We start from the raw sequence: 15,597 nt of genomic DNA, 5'->3' as shown, positions 1-15,597 counted from the left end.
AAATAACATTTATCTAGTCATTAAATTATATATTTACAAAGCTAATAGTAAGATTTATGGCAGTTCATAAACTCTTTGAGGATGATTTTGAGGAAGATAATTATACACTGATAGCAATTCATTGCTCAACAGAAGATTATCGATTAGCGTATCTTCTCAATACACATCTCAACTTAAAATTAGCGCGAAAAGAAGAAGATTTAGATTACAATTACATGGAAGCTTCTTTCTCTATTTATGAATGGAATGACAATGAAAATTTTGTAAAATGGAGTTTTGTAGCAAATACAAGTAAAAAAGAAGTGGAACGTGTTGCAAGTGCAGGATCGTTATTTTCAGATCAACAAGGAAAACAATTGGTTTCTAAATATTTAATCCCTGAACGAAAACGAGTAGATTATTTCATTAAAATTGAAAGTGATAACTACTTAAAATCTTCCAAACTTATTGTATCAAAAGTAAATGCTATTGCAGAAGTAATCACTGCGTATACCATAAACCCCAATCAACTAAAATCTAAAAACAATTTAATTTTTGAGTAATGCCAAAAAGAAAAAAGACGAAAATAGTAGCTACGTTAGGACCTGCAACAAGTTCTAAGGAAATCCTTAAAAAAATGATTGAGCAAGGAGTAGATGTATTTCGCATCAACTTTTCGCATGCCAATTATGACGACGTAAAAGAACGTATTGTAATGATTCGTGAACTAAGCGAAGAATTTGGATACAATACTTCGATATTAGCTGATTTACAAGGTCCAAAACTACGTGTCGGCGTAATGTCAGAAGATGTTATTGTAGAACCAGGAGACGAAATTAAATTCTGTACAGGAAAAGAATTCAAAGGGAATTCTAAAAAAGTGTATATGAATTATGCCAATTTCCCTAGAGATGTAAAAGCTGGAGAACGTATTTTATTAGATGACGGAAAACTAATGTTTGAAGTGGTCGCTACAGATGGAAAACAAGAAGTAACTACCAAAGTAATTCAAGGTGGTCCTTTAAAATCTAAAAAAGGAGTCAACCTTCCAAATACAAATATTTCATTGCCTGCATTGACAGAGAAAGATGTCAAAGATGCCATTTTTGCCATTGGGCAAGAAGTAGATTGGTTGGCACTTTCGTTTGTACGTCACAGTCAGGATTTAATGGATTTACAAGCAATAATCAATGAGCATTCGGATCATAAAATTCCGATCATTGCAAAAATTGAAAAGCCAGAAGCCGTTGAAAATATCGACAAAATTGTTGCCTATTGTGATGGTTTAATGGTTGCTCGAGGCGATTTAGGAGTAGAAGTGCCTGCACAAGAAGTTCCATTAATTCAAAAGCAATTGGTATTACGTGCCAAAAAAGCTAGAATTCCTGTAATTATTGCCACACAAATGATGGAAACAATGATTACAAGTTTGACGCCAACACGAGCTGAGGTAAACGACGTTGCTAACTCTGTAATGGATGGCGCTGATGCCGTAATGTTATCAGGAGAAACGTCTGTTGGTAAATATCCTGTACAAGTTATTGAGCAAATGACCAGAATCATCAAAAGTGTGGAAGATTCTCCATTAATCAACGTACCACATTCGCCACCACACATTCGTACCAAGCGTTACATTACAAAATCAGTATGTTATCACGCTTCGCACATGGCAAATGAAATCAAAGCAAAAGCCATTTGTACACTAACCAATAGTGGCTATACGGCATTTCAAATTTCAGCTTGGCGACCAGCTTCGCATATTTTAGTATTTACCTCTAACAAAAGAATTCTTTCACAATTAAACCTACTTTGGGGCGTAAAAGCATTCTATTACGACAAATTTGTAAGTACCGATGATACAGTGGAAGATGTAAATAAAATTGCCAAAGAAAAAGGATTTGTAAAGAAAAAAGACATGCTGATCAACTTAGCAGCCATGCCAATTACGGACAAAGGAATGGTAAACACATTGCGTGTTTCGTTAATTGAATAACACAATATAATTTTAGAAAAACTATGCTTCAATACAACATTGTACTTGAAGCATATTTTTTACAACAAATACGTAACAGACAAAGTTTAACTTTAGTAAACATATGATATGATTTTTCAAAAACTACTAAAAAACATTGAACAACTAGCGCAACATTTTGATGAAATTCCATCGGAACGAAAAGAACAATTAGCGCAACTTTCTACGTACATTCAGGAAAAATACGAAGCAAAAAAAATGCCCAAACTGATTGTAATTTGCACACACAATTCACGCAGAAGTCACTTAGGACAATTGTGGTTAGCAGTTGCAGCTGACTATTACAAATTGCCAACATTACAAAGCTTTTCTGGCGGAACAGAAGCCACTTTGTTTCATCCAAATGCAATTGCTGCAGTAGAAAGAATTGGTTTCAAAGTAGCTATTGAAGCACAAGCTAAAAATCCGATTTACAACATTAAATGGCAAGAAAATCAGGAAGCATATCAAGCCTTTTCAAAACGTTTTGATGAAGCACCAAATCCAAAAGAAGCATTTGCGGCGATCATGGTGTGTACGGAAGCGGATGAAGGTTGTCCGTTTGTGTCAGGAACCGATTTCAGAATTGCGTTGCCTTTTGAAGATCCAAAAGCATTTGATGGAACAGCACAAGAAGCACAAAAATATGACGAGCGTTGCCAACAAATCGGAACGGAAATGTTGTATGTGTTATCGAAAGTTTCTATAAACTAAAACGTCAGATAGAGTGGCGAATCTGCGATTCGTTGTATCGAGATCTGCTTAGAAACAACTCTTTTCAAAGTACTTCTCGATACAATTTTCATGCTGAAATTTCACTGGAAGTGACAGCTAAATTTTATTGTTATTTCTGCGCAGGCAGGAATCCATAAATAAGGAAGATAAATTACACATTAAGTGCAGAATGACAGGAAAAAATATCAGCATAATTATGGCAAGTGAAACTGATTACGAAATGTAACTCACCTAACAATCTAAAAGCTTTAGCGATCTAAAAAGTCAAAACTTAAACTTCAACTGAACGGAAATCTGTTTTTTCTGTTCGGTTTTTTGTTGTTTATCTTTCTTATCAGTATTTAAATTGCTCAAAGAAATTCCTAGCAAGCGTACAGAATCTTTCAATTTCTCTTGATACAACAACTCTTTGGCGGTTTCTAAAATCAAGCTTTTATCTGAAATAAAATAGGAAATTGTTTTGCTTCGAGTTTGCGTAGTAAAATCGCTATACTTAATTTTCAATGTGATGGTTTTTCCAGAAATTACATACTTTTTCAAACGTTTTTCGAGTTCAATCGCAATATTTTCAAGCTTTTCCAGCATAAAAATTTCACTAGTCAAATTATCTGAAAATGTACGTTCGGCACCAACCGATTTAGCAATTCTATTTGGTTTTACGGCGCTCAAATGAATACCGCGAACAACATTGTAATAAAAGCTTCCCGATTTGCCAAAATGCTCCGTTAAAAATTCGACATCTTTACTTTTTAAATCTTTTCCAGTAAAAATCCCCAATTGATACATGCGCTCTGCCGTTACCTTTCCAACGCCGTAAAACTTCCGAATATCCAATGCTTCTAAAAAATCGAGTACTTCTTCAGGCGGCACGGTTTTTTGTCCGTTTGGTTTATTATAATCACTGGCAACTTTGGCAACAAACTTATTAATGGAAATTCCCGCGGAAGCAGTCAAACCAACATCTTTCAAAATCTTAGCTCTAATTTCTTCGGCAATCAAAGAAGCACTCGGATTTCCTTTCTTGTTCTGCGTTACGTCCAAATACGCTTCATCTAGCGAAAGCGGCTCTACCAAATCAGTATATTCATAAAAAATAGTACGAATTTGTTTTGAAATCTCCTTATATCGATCAAATCGTGGACGGACAAAAATAAGATCAGGACAACGTTTCTTCGCCAAAAAACCACTAATAGCACTTCGAACGCCAAACTTACGCGCTTCATAACTCGCAGCACTTACCACGCCGCGTTTTGATCCGCCGCCAACTGCCAATGGTTTACCTTTCAATTCAGGATTATCCATCTGTTCTACAGACGCGTAAAACGCATCCATATCTACATGAATAATTTTTCGTAAAGGGAAATCAAAAGCCATATTCAAAATTATAGTATCTTTAGCACACTATAACAGTATTTATGCAAGAAATAGAACGAAAATTTCTCGTGAACAATCAAAAATTCAAAGAAGAAGCGATAACTTCTTTCGAAATAGCGCAAGGTTTTCTTAACACGCATCCCGAACGTACGGTTCGTATTCGGATCAAAGGAGATGAAGGATTTCTAACCATCAAAGGAAAATCGAACGAAAGCGGTACAAGTCGTTTCGAATGGGAAAAAGAAATCTCAATCGCGGAAGCAAAACAATTATTACAACTTTGCGAAGAAGGTATCATTGAAAAAATACGACACAACATTCCTAGAGGAACACATACTTTTGAAGTTGATGAATTTTTTGGAGAAAACGAAGGATTAATTGTCGCAGAAGTAGAATTGCAACACGAAAATGAAGCATTTCAAAAACCAACGTGGCTTGGCAAAGAAGTTACAGGACAAACACAATATTACAACTCACAACTCAGTAAAAAACCGTATAAAACTTGGCATCATGAATAAATACATCTGTATATTTTTTATTGTACTTTTCTGTTTTTCGTGCAATCAGACACCTGAAAAAACAGTAGCAAAAGAAACCACAACCGTACAAAAACCAACACTACAACTCAAAAGAGAATTGGTAGCAAAAGGGTACAAAATCTTAGATTACATAGATCCAAAAACGAAAGATACCGTACTTATGCAACAGTATTTTATGGCGTTCTTAAAAAAAGGAAAAAATAGAGAACAGCCAAAACGTGTGGCAGATAGTTTACAACGATTGCATTTAGCACATTTAGGAAAAATGTACGAGTTGGGTTATGCAGATATTTCAGGACCTTTTGGCGATTTGGGCGACATTCGTGGTATTACCATTTACAACGTACCAACTATTGAAATGGCAGACAGTTTGGCTAATTCAGATCCAATGGTAAAAGCTGGTCGCCTGGAAATTGAAATTCATCCTTGGTGGGCAGCAAAAGGATTTCCATTACGCTAATATGTCATTCCTGCGCAGGCAGTAATCTACTATGAAACTAAAAAAATACGTTAAAAAAGCATTGCAATTATTTTTGTGTATAGCAACTGTAATTCATTTCACAATAAAAGATACGTACTACATTTCGTCGCTACTATTCTATGCAACGCCGCTTCTGCTCATTATTCTTGGAGTGTTGTTTTTACTACTATTTATAAAGGCTTCCGCCAGAAAGTACTATGTAGTTTTAATTGCCTTGTTGACAATCATTTGGATCAAAAACAGCTTTGTATTTACTTCAGATTCGAAAAATTCAGACGGATTGGAAATTGTTTTGTGGAATGCGTATCGCACAGAAAGTTTTGAAGACGCATTTCAAGAAAACGGAGCAATTCCAGATGTAGCAGTATTGATAGAAAGTGACCTAGAGAAATTTGAAAAAGCTAAAAAAACATTCCCAAACGATCACTTTTATTTCAACGATTATGCAATAGGAATCTTCTCAAAAACGCCAATCAACATAAAATCAAGTACTACAAAAGAACACGTAACAATAGTTCATTTTAGCACAAATAATATCGATTTTTATGCGGTAGATGTTTCTGCGAATATCAAATTTTTTAGAAAACCCATGCTAAAAAATATTCTTTCTAGGGTAAAAACAACTCAAAAAACAATCATTTTAGGTGATTTTAACACGCCATATGCGTCATTATTTTTTAAAAATTACAAAAAAAATTACCAGCATGCATTTGCCGAAAAAGGGAATGGATTTTTGGAAACGTGGTTTTGGAATTTTCCATTGCTCTCATTAGATCATATCTGGGTTTCTCAAGATTTACAAATTCAAAAAACTGAAAAAATTTCGACTTGGAAATCAGATCATTCTCTACTCAAAATGTACCTCAAAAATGCTGCTTCCAAAAAATAAATTTGGAAAATTGAAAAATGATCTTCTATATTTGCAACCATCAAAACGTGACAAAACAAAAAATTAATTAGTAACAAAAAACTATAAAGTGCAAAACGTAAAACTTACATATCGAAATGATGCCGGAAACATTCCAGCATACGACTTGGGTTTTACCAGTTGTAACTTTATCTAACATAGATAGCACAGCATACAAACCCGAGTCAGAAAAGGCTCGGGTTTTTTTATGCATATATTTTTAGCATATGATCAAAACAGGACAAAAACATATCGTAGCAACACTTGGGAAAACCAAGCTATTGTTCGCATTAGAACCAAATTATTCTTTGGAATAAAAGAATATATACACAACAGTATAAAAGCTCGGTTCTACCTAAGAATCGGGCTTTTTGTTTTTAGTGAAACTCAGTTTTGAGAAGCCTGAAAGGCACACACAAAAATGTAAGTTGAACTAATCCCAATGAAAATTGGGATCTCATCAAAATTTTTGAGAAGCCTGAAAAGGTATTAAAAAGTATAAGTAAGCAATAGAATAACAACACAACAAAAACTAGAAATCGTGTAGCAACACAAAACAAAAAAAGATGAATTTACTCAAACAAATGGAGCGACTGTAAACTCGGGAGTGTGTTTTCAGTACCAAAAAAAGAATTTTTAACGCAAAAAAAACAGAAATGCAACAACAAACACAAGTATCGAAATTTTTTACTGAAAATAACATTCAAAAGAAACAGTCATGGAAACATCACAAATACATCGAAAGCATAAATCGAAGTCCAGAAGATTAAAAGAAAAACTTGAAGCAAAAGCAAAAGAAGCTTCGATTCAAAAAAGCTTAAAAGCACACAATAAAGCAAAGAAATTACTATTTCCAGCTTTAGTTGAAACCATTTATGAAGGTAAAAAACATGTGCAGTATGAGTTCAACACCTTAGCGCATATTTTAGATAATCTTTTTAGTTCATTAAACAAAAAAAGACAATCAAGAAGACGTGCCGCGTTTAAAGAAATACTAGATCATTTATTTAAACAACGTTGTACAAAGCTATTACGAGATCGAGAATTGTTACATACAATTTACAACATTGCGTGGTTTAGTTCATCATACGTAAGAGACGTAAAAAGCTGGAAACGAAACAGTCACAATCCTGACAAACAATTGAAGGATTTAGTACGTCACTGTTTTGCAAAATATGAAGTTCCAGCATTTATGTACGAAGCTTGGTTCGACAATAATCGCAAATACATGCTGTGGTTTATAGATTTAGGATGCGGATTAAGCGTCAAAAATCTTTCAAAAGTTCCTGTTCGATTGACAAAAAAAGGAGCGCATTACTTTTTACAAGCGCCACCAAATTACACTATCGAAATGGCGTTGCGTAGGGCACAAGCATTAGCTTTCGGAACAGATGAAATAGTAGCAGAACGCATTGCATCTTCGGCATTAAGTAGAAACGACTTTGCGCATGAAGCTTTTTGGGAAACGGTCATTCAGTTTTTCATGAGACAAAGCATGTTAGATTTCAACAAAATGGGCGAAATCATAGACTATTTAAGCAGTTGTATTCAAAATGATGCTGCATATACGATCAAAGGAAGAACCATTACTTCGTTGACGCGACAGTCAGACGAATGGCACGTACAGCAAGCAATTCATGAAGTAAACACAAGAGAATTGTACACGTGGAATCCTTCCATAAGCAGTTCATTAATTGTAAGAACAAAGCAAGAAAAAGAGACTAAAAAATACCGTCTATTCGAACTTTGTTCATCAAAAGAATTAATTGCTGAAGGAAGAAAAATGAATCATTGTGTTGCTTCATATGCACGTTCATGCTGCGTAAAAGTAACCAGTATTTTCACATTGCGCTGTGCAAGTTTCTTAAAAGCTGAAGAAACATTAGCTACAATTGAAGTGGACTTACGATCACAAACCATAGTGCAAGCAAAAGCACGATATAACAAGCCAATTTCGGCTGTAGCCAAAAAAATCATGAACGATTGGGCTACACAACACGATCTAAAAATCGGGAAATGGCTTTAAAATTTAAGTTATGGCAAAATTAAAATTACGAGGCAAAGACCTCATAGAAATAGGATATCCACAAAAGGGAAAAGTAATCAGCATCGCAATTGATGTCATGTTGAAACACTTTAAAAAAGATCGAAAAGACAAAGTATTACAACGTCTCAAAACGATTCTTAAACATCCTGAAAAATATCTAGGAGATGGCATAGTAGGCAAAATCGCTGAAGAATTGACAACTCCTGTACACATAGAAGCAAAAAAATTAGAAACAAAACGAGCGCCGTTTACCATATTTGGCGAAAACGGAATTCAAGAAGAAGCAAAACATCAATTGTATACCGCGTTAAAATTACCAATAGCAAAAGCAGGTGCATTAATGCCTGACGGACATGCAGGGTACGGTTTACCAATTGGTGGTGTATTGGCAACAAAAAACGCCGTAATTCCATACGGAGTTGGCGTTGATATCGGTTGCCGAATGTGTTTGTCCATCTATGATATTCCAGCGTCTTATTTGGAAGGTCACAAAGATAAATATGTGAATATGTTGCAAGAACACACCAAATTTGGTGGCTACGAAACTCACAAACGTATCAATGATCATGAAATTTTTGAACGAACGGAATTCAAAGACATTCCAACGGTAAAAAAACTATTCAAAAAGGCGTACACACAATTAGGTTCGTCAGGTGGTGGAAACCATTTTGTGGAATTTGGAATCGTAGATGTTTCTGATGTAAATAACGAATTCAATGTTCCTATCGGGAAATATTTAGGAATTCTGTCGCATAGCGGATCGCGTGGTTTAGGTGCTAATATTGCAAAACAGTATACAAAATTAGCAATACAACAAACACCGTTACCTGGAGAAGCGAAAAACCTAGCGTGGCTCGATCTAAATACGCAAGACGGACAAGAATACTGGTTGGCAATGAATCTTGCGGGCGATTATGCATCGGCGTGTCACCACGACATTCACAAGCGTTTAGGAAAAGCATTGGGTGCAAGACCGTTGGCGATGGTAGAAAATCATCACAATTTTGCTTGGAAAGAAATCGTAAATGGCGAAGAACTCATTGTACATCGAAAAGGAGCAACTCCTGCACAAAAAGGAGTGTTGGGAATCATTCCAGGTTCTATGACAGCGCCAGGATTTATCGTTCGAGGAACAGGAAACGTACATTCGTTACAATCGGCTTCGCATGGAGCAGGACGCCAATTATCAAGGCGAAAAGCAAAGCAAACCATCACGCAAAGTGATGTAAAAAAGCAATTAAAAGAGCATGGAGTGACTTTACTAGGTGGCGGAATTGACGAAGCGCCAATGGCATACAAAAACATTCATCATGTCATGGCAAACCAAACTGAATTGGTGGAAGTTGTCGGAAGTTTTACACCAAAAATTGTTCGTATGGATAAGTAAATCCTTTTTTCATTCCTGCGAAGGCAGGAATCTATAACGAACGAAACTTGGCAGGAAGCTAAAAACACATGGTTGATTAGGGCATTTCCTCCGAGAAAAACGGAGGTCAGGCTCTCGCTACTCGCTTTTTGATTTGTCATTCCTGCGCAGGCAGGAATCCATCAAAAGAGCTCAGACAAGCGCTCCATCCTTAATGCGAACCAAAAGAACTTCAATTCAACAAGTTGAAGTAGAGTTGCATCTTCATAAAATACTAGGGAAATCAAGGTTCTCAAGGTTTCTCTAGTATTCAACTGAAAGATGAAAAAAAGAAAATTTAAACAACAAATAAGAATGAGATCCTGCTTTCCAGCAGGATTAGTTCAACTTACAATTTTGTGCGCGCCTTTTGGGCTTCTCAAAATTGAGTTTCATTAAAAAAAACATACAATGGCACTAAATATAGCAGATCAATATTACCTAAAAGCAAAAGGAGCAATGGCTGGTTTTTGTTCAGACTGGGAAGAAGCATGCGAAGCTATTAGCTATGCAATTTCTTATGACGAAAATCACTGTCCGTCTCTATGTTTACTAGGGAAAATACAAGCACAATATTTGAATAACTATGAAGCGGCTTTCGAAAACTTTGACAAATGTATTGCCGCAGATATCAATTATGTTCAAGTATATCCAGAATATATCAAAACCTTGATTTGGGCCAACGAATTGGCTAGAGCGAAACAACTTTTAGCATTTGCTCAAAAAATCAAAGGTGTGGATATTGCAGAATTGTGTTGGTGTGAAGCGTACATTCATGAAGTAGAAAACAAGTATAAAAAAGGATTGAAATGCTTAAAAAAAGCAAAACAACATATCTATAATGATGACTATATTTATTTCATAGAAAATGAAGAAAGACGCCTTCAAAACAAGCTTAAAAAAGTAAAAAAGCGAAAGTCAAAACGTAAAAAGAAAAAAATAGCTAAAGTCAAATTCAATTCGATTTTAGATTAATTACGATATGAGTAGATTTTACAATTAACTGTCATTCTGCACTTGATGCGGAATCCACTTATAAGTACTATGGATTCCTGTCTTCACAGGAATGACAAGTTATGTGACATCTAACTTACATCATCAAAAAATAGAAATTATGGACAATCAATTTTGGGTGCAAATTTCCTCAGGCTCAGGTCCTGAGGAATGTTGCCTCGCCGTAAAATACTTAACAGAAAAACTAACACGATTGCCAAGCTTTACATTCACGGTCATTGAATTGGTTGCCACAAAATACCAAAACTATTCCTCAGTTTGGTTGCGTGCCACTGGTGATGCTGACGATTTTAAAAGCAATTGGCAAGGAAGTATTCAGTTTATTTTCAGAAGTCCGTATCGCGTACATCATCAGCGTAAAAACTGGTTTGTAAACGTAGAAGTATATGCAGAACCAAGGCAGGTTTCTTGGTTACCAAAAGAAGTTCAAGTCAAAACGGCTAGAAGTTCAGGCGCTGGCGGGCAGCATGTAAATAAAGTAGAAACGGCAGTACAAATTACACATATTCCAACAGGAATTACAGTACAAGCAAGCGAAGAACGCTCGCAATTTTTAAACAAAAAACTAGCATTTGCACGGTTGGATATCGCTATCAAAGCACAAAATCAAAAACAGCAAAAAGCGATGCAACAACAAAAGTGGATGCAACACAAACAGTTGCAACGTGGAAATCCTGTGCAGGTTTTTAAAAAATAGAAAATATTATGGGAGCGCCACACAACAAAAAAAGATATGGTGAAGTATGGCAACAAGATCGTATTTCACTTTCCTTAATGGAATTGCAATTTCTAAGAAAATTTGTGACTTTATCAGGAGGTTGGGCTTGGCATTTTTTATCGCCAGAAGGGCATACAGAATACAAACATGCACACGATCATAAAGATATTGATGTCTTTGTAGATCCGAAACATGTGGCAGAAGTCATGTATGTATTGCACCAACGAAATTTTAAAAAGGTATGGACACGTTATGATCATTTACAAAGCGAAGAAAGTTTTAGACGCTACGAAAAAACAGTAAAAACGGATGAAGGGAAATCAATCCGAATTACGATAGATTTCTTTGTAAAATCAGCAGTTCCATCACGATTTGTAAAAGATTGGAATGTAGTAGATCCAACATTTTTATTGAGCTTATATAACAATATTCACTCAAGTGATAAATGTTGGGCAGTACAAGCTTCTATTGGTTTACTTGCTAAAAATATAGATCCACTAGATCGTGAAGAATTAGTCACAATTCCTAAAGAATGAGAATATGAAAATACATATTATAAATTTAGATTTACCACCAAGCGAACGTTGGACATTTCTATCTGAATATAAAGAAGAAATCAATGAATTAATTCAATGCTACTTGAACGATTTCACAGGTGCAGAATTTATCTTTGATGCAATTGAATTGTATAAAGAGCAATTTATTAATGAAACTTATGTAGCAGAAATACAATGTATAGCTGATATTTCAGAGTTCTCATTTAATGAAATTTTAATAGCAAATTTATACTATGACATCTTAAAATTATATTTTGGATGCACAGCTTTTGCAATATGGAACGGAAATGAAATGTTACATGCACGTAACTTAGATTGGCATACAGAGCAGAATATCCTAAGTAAATTTTCAATGATATTTGACTATCAAAAAGGTGGAAAAACAGTATGTAAGACTATTGGTTGGCCAGGGTTTGTTGGAATACTATCAGGAATAAAACCAGAAAAATTTGCGCTTACTTTGAATGCAGTGTTGAGTAGTGATCAACCAGAATTAGCATTACCAATTTCATTTTTATTACGCGATGTTTTAGAAACTTGTGAATCGTTTACTGAAGCAAAAAAGATGCTAGAAAGTACACCAATTGTAAGCGATTGTTTGCTATTGCTTTCAGGAACTAATATTAATGAAAAAGTTGTAATTGAACGAACACCAAAACGAGTTGCAACTCGTATTTCAGATGAAGATTATATTGTAGTAACTAATGATTACAAAGAGCTGCAAAACCAGCAAGTAGGAACAGGGATCATTCATGCAACCTCATGTGGACGCTTTGATGCAGCGACAACTTTATTAAGAAATAAGGAAGTACAGCAAGAAGATCATTGTTTGGAAGTATTACAGGATGAAAATGTGATGATGGGAATTACCGTGCAGCAAATGGTGTTTAATGTAAATACAGGAGCAATTGCATTGGTTTGTACATAAAAAATCTGGAAAGTGATGTAAATGTCACTTTCCAGATATATTTTTTAACGTTGTGGTTGTGTAAAACAAATATCTTCTCCAACATAAATTTTAGTTGCACATAATACGGAAACAATTGTAGTTGTTCCAACAGTTCCACCTTTTACTGCACTAGCGTTTAATGTTGAAATTGAACGTTTTTTTAATTGCATTTTTTTGACACTTTTTTTCATGATCTTATAATTTAATGAGTTTTTGATTCGTTCTTGAACCTTTATCGCTAGTCAAGATTCTAGCCACTTGAAATACACAAGCAACTCAAAGAAATAAGAAAAGTGTAACAAATCAAAGGAGTATCTCTCTTGATTTATAAATTCCTGTGTTTAAAATGTAGTAAATTTTTCAGAATGGTACTCAATACCCTTTTTAATCAAAAAATCATTCGATACGGCATTCGGTAGTTTGAAAAAATATTATTTAAGACCCAAGACCTAAGACCCAAAAACTACTCCTGCCATTCCGCAATAAATAAATTCGTATCGCGTCCGCCACCATTATTACGATTCGATGAAAATGCTAACTTTTTCCCATCATTTGAAAAAACAGGAAACGCATCAAAGGTTTCTCCATGTGTAATGCGTTCCAAACCTGTTCCGTCAATATTAATCATGTATAAATTAAACGGAAATCCACGTTCACTTTCATGATTGGAAGAGAAAATGATTTTTTCTCCAGAAGGATGAAAAAACGGACTCCAATTGGCATTCCCTAAGTCGGTTAACTGACGCAAATCGCTTCCGTCCGCATTACAAATATATAATTCCATTTGTGTCGGCTGCACCAAACCTTCTGCCAATAAATCTTTGTATTCTTTAATTTCTTCCTTGGTTCTTGGACGTGACGAACGGAAAATTAATTTTGTGCCATCAGGTGAGAAAAATGCACCACCATCATAGCCCAATTCGTTGGTAATTTGTTTCACATCCGAACCATCAATATTCATCGTGTACAATTCTAAATCGCCACTTCGTGTTGAGGTAAATACAATTTTATCGCCTTTTGGAGAAACGGTTGGCTCTGCATCATATCCTTTTTCATTGGTCAATTGTTGCACAATATTTCCTTCCAAATCGGCTACAAAAATGTCAAACGAATCATACACTGGCCAAATGTACTTTCCGTTTTTGCGCAACGGAACTTCAGGACAATTATCATCCACCAAATGTGTAGACGAATAGATAATATGTTTGTTATCAGGTAAAAAATACGAACAAGTTGTACGCCCTTTTCCAGTACTGACCATCGGTGGCATGTTGTCTTTAAACGTTTCATCAATATTCATTAAAAACATTTGATCACAGGAAACATTCCATTTTGTATTATTCGATTGAAAAATCAATTGTGTATCGTCAAAACTCCAATATGCTTCTGCATTATCGCCACCAAACGTCACTTGACGAATGTCTTTAAAATACTTTTCTTCAGGATAAATAAGTGGATTATCAGAAGTTGTTTTTACTTCTTCTTTCGTTTCAGTTGTGGTAGCAGTCGTCTTTTCTTTTGTATTTTCTTTACAGGAAAAAACAGTACAAAGTAAGATTAAAACAAAAATACGTGTCATGGAGTGCTTATATTTTGATAATTTTGTACAAAAATAACTTTCTTATGTACAACAAACCATTATTTGGAATTCTTTTTTTGCTATTGCTATGTTCTTGTAAAACAGAACGTACGGTAGAAAATCGTATCAAAGAAGATATTGAAGTCTTAGCGGATGATAAACTAAAAGGAAGGTCTACAGGAACGGAAGGCGAAATTTTGGCAGCTTCGCATATTGCTAAACGATTTAAAGATTTAGGCATTGAGCCAAAAGGAACCAACGAATATATTCAGGCGTTTACATTTACTCCAAAAACAGATCCGCATGCAGAAATTGAATACGGTAAAGGCGATACAGACAGTACACTAACAGGACGAAATGTGATTGGTTTTATAGATAATAAAGCTGAAAATACCATCGTTATTGGCGCGCATTACGATCACTTAGGAATGGGCGACGAAGGTTCACTTCATAGAGGCGAAACCATGGTTCATAATGGAGCTGACGACAACGCGAGTGGCGTAGCCGTAATGTTACATTTGGCAGATAAATTAGTAGAAGGCGATACAAATAACAACTACTTATTCATTGCTTTTTCGGGAGAAGAAATGGGCTTGCTAGGTTCTAATTACTTTGTGAAAAATCCAACGATTGATATTACGAAAGTCAATTATATGATTAATATGGACATGGTAGGTCGTTTAAAGAAAAACAAAACCTTGGCAATTTACGGAACGGGAACATCGCCAATTTGGCAAGAAACGATTGAGAAAGCGAACGCAGAAAATACATTCGATTTAAAACTGAATTCTTCAGGTGTTGGTCCTTCCGATCATACATCTTTTTACTTGCAAGATATTCCAGTGTTGCATTTATTCACCGGACAGCATGTAGATTATCATAAACCTTCAGATGATCTTGAAAAGTTGAATTACGAAGGAATGTTACAAATCTCAAACTTTATTTCAAGGGTTATTTCAGGTGTAAATTCACAAGGAAAAATTACGTTTACAAAAACAGTTAACGAATCGGATGATGTACCGCGATTTAAAGTGACGTTAGGTGTCATTCCAGATTATTTATTTGATGGGAAAGGCATGCGAATTGACGGAATTAGCGAAAATCGTCCTGCACAAAAAGCTGGTTTGCAAAAAGGTGATATTGTGGTACAATTGGGCGAACATGAAGTTACGGACATGAAAACCTATATGCGCGCACTTTCAAAGTTTGAAAATGGTGACAAAACGACTGTAAAAGTCAATCGTGATGGAGAAGTTATCGAAGCTGATATTACGTTTTTTGATAATAAGAAAAAGTAATAAT

Annotated in this window: 16 protein-coding genes; 13 read left to right on the top strand and 3 right to left on the bottom strand. The window is 35.2% G+C overall.

Features of this window, described 5'->3' with window-relative positions; translation table 11 throughout:
- Positions 1 to 56 precede the first annotated feature (56 nt).
- From AA089_RS00690 to AA089_RS00680, 3 genes are all read left to right on the top strand, one after another.
- Positions 57 to 542 carry an IPExxxVDY family protein gene (locus tag AA089_RS00690; protein WP_046754975.1) on the top strand — a complete coding sequence of 162 codons (486 nt, stop codon included), beginning with the start codon at positions 57 to 59 and terminating at the stop codon, positions 540 to 542.
- Complete coding sequence (pyk, locus tag AA089_RS00685) at positions 542 to 1,972, top strand: pyruvate kinase (RefSeq protein WP_046754974.1); 1,431 nt, start codon at positions 542 to 544, stop codon at positions 1,970 to 1,972. Before AA089_RS00690 ends, pyk begins: the two co-directional genes overlap by 1 nt.
- Positions 1,973 to 2,080: 108 nt before the next feature.
- Positions 2,081 to 2,704: a low molecular weight phosphatase family protein gene (locus AA089_RS00680; RefSeq protein ID WP_046754973.1), complete on the top strand. Its 624-nt coding sequence runs from the start codon at positions 2,081 to 2,083 to the stop codon at positions 2,702 to 2,704.
- A gap of 285 nt (positions 2,705 to 2,989) precedes the next feature.
- Here the strand turns inward: AA089_RS00680 and dinB are convergent, their stop codons facing one another.
- Positions 2,990 to 4,099, bottom strand: coding sequence for a DNA polymerase IV (gene dinB / locus AA089_RS00675; RefSeq protein ID WP_046754972.1), 1,110 nt, complete (start codon positions 4,097 to 4,099; stop codon positions 2,990 to 2,992).
- Positions 4,100 to 4,140: 41 nt separating this feature from the next.
- Between dinB and AA089_RS00670 the strand changes: the two genes are divergently transcribed.
- From AA089_RS00670 to AA089_RS00630, 9 genes are all read left to right on the top strand, one after another.
- Positions 4,141 to 4,617, top strand: coding sequence for a CYTH domain-containing protein (locus AA089_RS00670; RefSeq protein ID WP_046754971.1), 477 nt, complete (start codon positions 4,141 to 4,143; stop codon positions 4,615 to 4,617).
- Entirely contained in the window at positions 4,610 to 5,098 is a 489-nt protein-coding gene (locus tag AA089_RS00665) for a YciI family protein (RefSeq protein ID WP_046754970.1), read from the top strand. The genes AA089_RS00670 and AA089_RS00665 overlap by 8 nt, the downstream gene beginning before the upstream one ends.
- Before the next feature lie 31 nt (positions 5,099 to 5,129).
- Positions 5,130 to 6,008: an endonuclease/exonuclease/phosphatase family protein gene (locus tag AA089_RS00660; protein WP_046754969.1), complete on the top strand. Its 879-nt coding sequence runs from the start codon at positions 5,130 to 5,132 to the stop codon at positions 6,006 to 6,008.
- Positions 6,009 to 6,744: 736 nt separating this feature from the next.
- Complete coding sequence (locus tag AA089_RS00655) at positions 6,745 to 8,052, top strand: PcfJ domain-containing protein (protein ID WP_046754968.1); 1,308 nt, start codon at positions 6,745 to 6,747, stop codon at positions 8,050 to 8,052.
- Positions 8,053 to 8,062: 10 nt separating this feature from the next.
- Complete coding sequence (locus AA089_RS00650; protein ID WP_046754967.1) at positions 8,063 to 9,460, top strand: RtcB family protein; 1,398 nt, start codon at positions 8,063 to 8,065, stop codon at positions 9,458 to 9,460.
- A 429-nt stretch (positions 9,461 to 9,889) separates the two neighbouring features.
- Positions 9,890 to 10,453 carry a tetratricopeptide repeat protein gene (locus AA089_RS00645; protein ID WP_053002145.1) on the top strand — a complete coding sequence of 188 codons (564 nt, stop codon included), beginning with the start codon at positions 9,890 to 9,892 and terminating at the stop codon, positions 10,451 to 10,453.
- 139 nt (positions 10,454 to 10,592) lie between these two features.
- Positions 10,593 to 11,189, top strand: a complete 597-nt coding sequence (prfH, locus tag AA089_RS00640; protein ID WP_046754966.1) for a peptide chain release factor H — start codon at positions 10,593 to 10,595, stop codon at positions 11,187 to 11,189.
- Between the two features lie 8 nt (positions 11,190 to 11,197).
- Complete coding sequence (locus AA089_RS00635; protein WP_046754965.1) at positions 11,198 to 11,746, top strand: hypothetical protein; 549 nt, start codon at positions 11,198 to 11,200, stop codon at positions 11,744 to 11,746.
- Positions 11,747 to 11,750: 4 nt separating this feature from the next.
- Positions 11,751 to 12,695, top strand: coding sequence for a C45 family peptidase (locus tag AA089_RS00630; protein ID WP_046754964.1), 945 nt, complete (start codon positions 11,751 to 11,753; stop codon positions 12,693 to 12,695).
- Between the two features lie 44 nt (positions 12,696 to 12,739).
- On the opposite strand, the gene AA089_RS25135 is transcribed toward AA089_RS00630, so the two are convergent.
- Together AA089_RS25135 and AA089_RS00625 are read right to left on the bottom strand one after the other, a co-directional pair.
- Positions 12,740 to 12,907 carry a hypothetical protein gene (locus AA089_RS25135; protein WP_162200399.1) on the bottom strand — a complete coding sequence of 56 codons (168 nt, stop codon included), beginning with the start codon at positions 12,905 to 12,907 and terminating at the stop codon, positions 12,740 to 12,742.
- 272 nt (positions 12,908 to 13,179) lie between these two features.
- A complete protein-coding gene (locus AA089_RS00625; RefSeq protein ID WP_046754963.1) occupies positions 13,180 to 14,295 on the bottom strand; it encodes a TolB family protein in 1,116 nt (371 codons plus the stop codon).
- A 44-nt stretch (positions 14,296 to 14,339) separates the two neighbouring features.
- Between AA089_RS00625 and AA089_RS00620 the strand changes: the two genes are divergently transcribed.
- Positions 14,340 to 15,593 carry a M20/M25/M40 family metallo-hydrolase gene (locus tag AA089_RS00620; RefSeq protein WP_046754962.1) on the top strand — a complete coding sequence of 418 codons (1,254 nt, stop codon included), beginning with the start codon at positions 14,340 to 14,342 and terminating at the stop codon, positions 15,591 to 15,593.
- The last annotated feature ends 4 nt before the right edge of the window (positions 15,594 to 15,597 follow it).

It is taken from the genome of Kordia jejudonensis (assembly GCF_001005315.1).
Classification (GTDB): Bacteria; Bacteroidota; Bacteroidia; order Flavobacteriales; family Flavobacteriaceae; genus Kordia; species Kordia jejudonensis.
Note: the sequence above shows the minus strand (reverse complement) of the source record. Positions and strands in the feature narration are given on the sequence as shown.

What these genes read in the sequence shown, in the direction of transcription:
- AA089_RS00690 (WP_046754975.1), top strand. Translation starts at nt 57, where the DNA reads ATGGCAGTTCATAAACTCTTTGAGGATGATTTTGAGGAAGATAATTAT.
- pyk (WP_046754974.1), top strand. Translation starts at nt 542, where the DNA reads ATGCCAAAAAGAAAAAAGACGAAAATAGTAGCTACGTTAGGACCTGCA.
- AA089_RS00680 (WP_046754973.1), top strand. Translation starts at nt 2,081, where the DNA reads ATGATTTTTCAAAAACTACTAAAAAACATTGAACAACTAGCGCAACAT.
- dinB (WP_046754972.1), bottom strand. Translation starts at nt 4,099, where the DNA reads ATGGCTTTTGATTTCCCTTTACGAAAAATTATTCATGTAGATATGGAT.
- AA089_RS00670 (WP_046754971.1), top strand. Translation starts at nt 4,141, where the DNA reads ATGCAAGAAATAGAACGAAAATTTCTCGTGAACAATCAAAAATTCAAA.
- AA089_RS00665 (WP_046754970.1), top strand. Translation starts at nt 4,610, where the DNA reads ATGAATAAATACATCTGTATATTTTTTATTGTACTTTTCTGTTTTTCG.
- AA089_RS00660 (WP_046754969.1), top strand. Translation starts at nt 5,130, where the DNA reads ATGAAACTAAAAAAATACGTTAAAAAAGCATTGCAATTATTTTTGTGT.
- AA089_RS00655 (WP_046754968.1), top strand. Translation starts at nt 6,745, where the DNA reads ATGGAAACATCACAAATACATCGAAAGCATAAATCGAAGTCCAGAAGA.
- AA089_RS00650 (WP_046754967.1), top strand. Translation starts at nt 8,063, where the DNA reads ATGGCAAAATTAAAATTACGAGGCAAAGACCTCATAGAAATAGGATAT.
- AA089_RS00645 (WP_053002145.1), top strand. Translation starts at nt 9,890, where the DNA reads ATGGCACTAAATATAGCAGATCAATATTACCTAAAAGCAAAAGGAGCA.
- prfH (WP_046754966.1), top strand. Translation starts at nt 10,593, where the DNA reads ATGGACAATCAATTTTGGGTGCAAATTTCCTCAGGCTCAGGTCCTGAG.
- AA089_RS00635 (WP_046754965.1), top strand. Translation starts at nt 11,198, where the DNA reads ATGGGAGCGCCACACAACAAAAAAAGATATGGTGAAGTATGGCAACAA.
- AA089_RS00630 (WP_046754964.1), top strand. Translation starts at nt 11,751, where the DNA reads ATGAAAATACATATTATAAATTTAGATTTACCACCAAGCGAACGTTGG.
- AA089_RS25135 (WP_162200399.1), bottom strand. Translation starts at nt 12,907, where the DNA reads ATGAAAAAAAGTGTCAAAAAAATGCAATTAAAAAAACGTTCAATTTCA.
- AA089_RS00625 (WP_046754963.1), bottom strand. Translation starts at nt 14,295, where the DNA reads ATGACACGTATTTTTGTTTTAATCTTACTTTGTACTGTTTTTTCCTGT.
- AA089_RS00620 (WP_046754962.1), top strand. Translation starts at nt 14,340, where the DNA reads ATGTACAACAAACCATTATTTGGAATTCTTTTTTTGCTATTGCTATGT.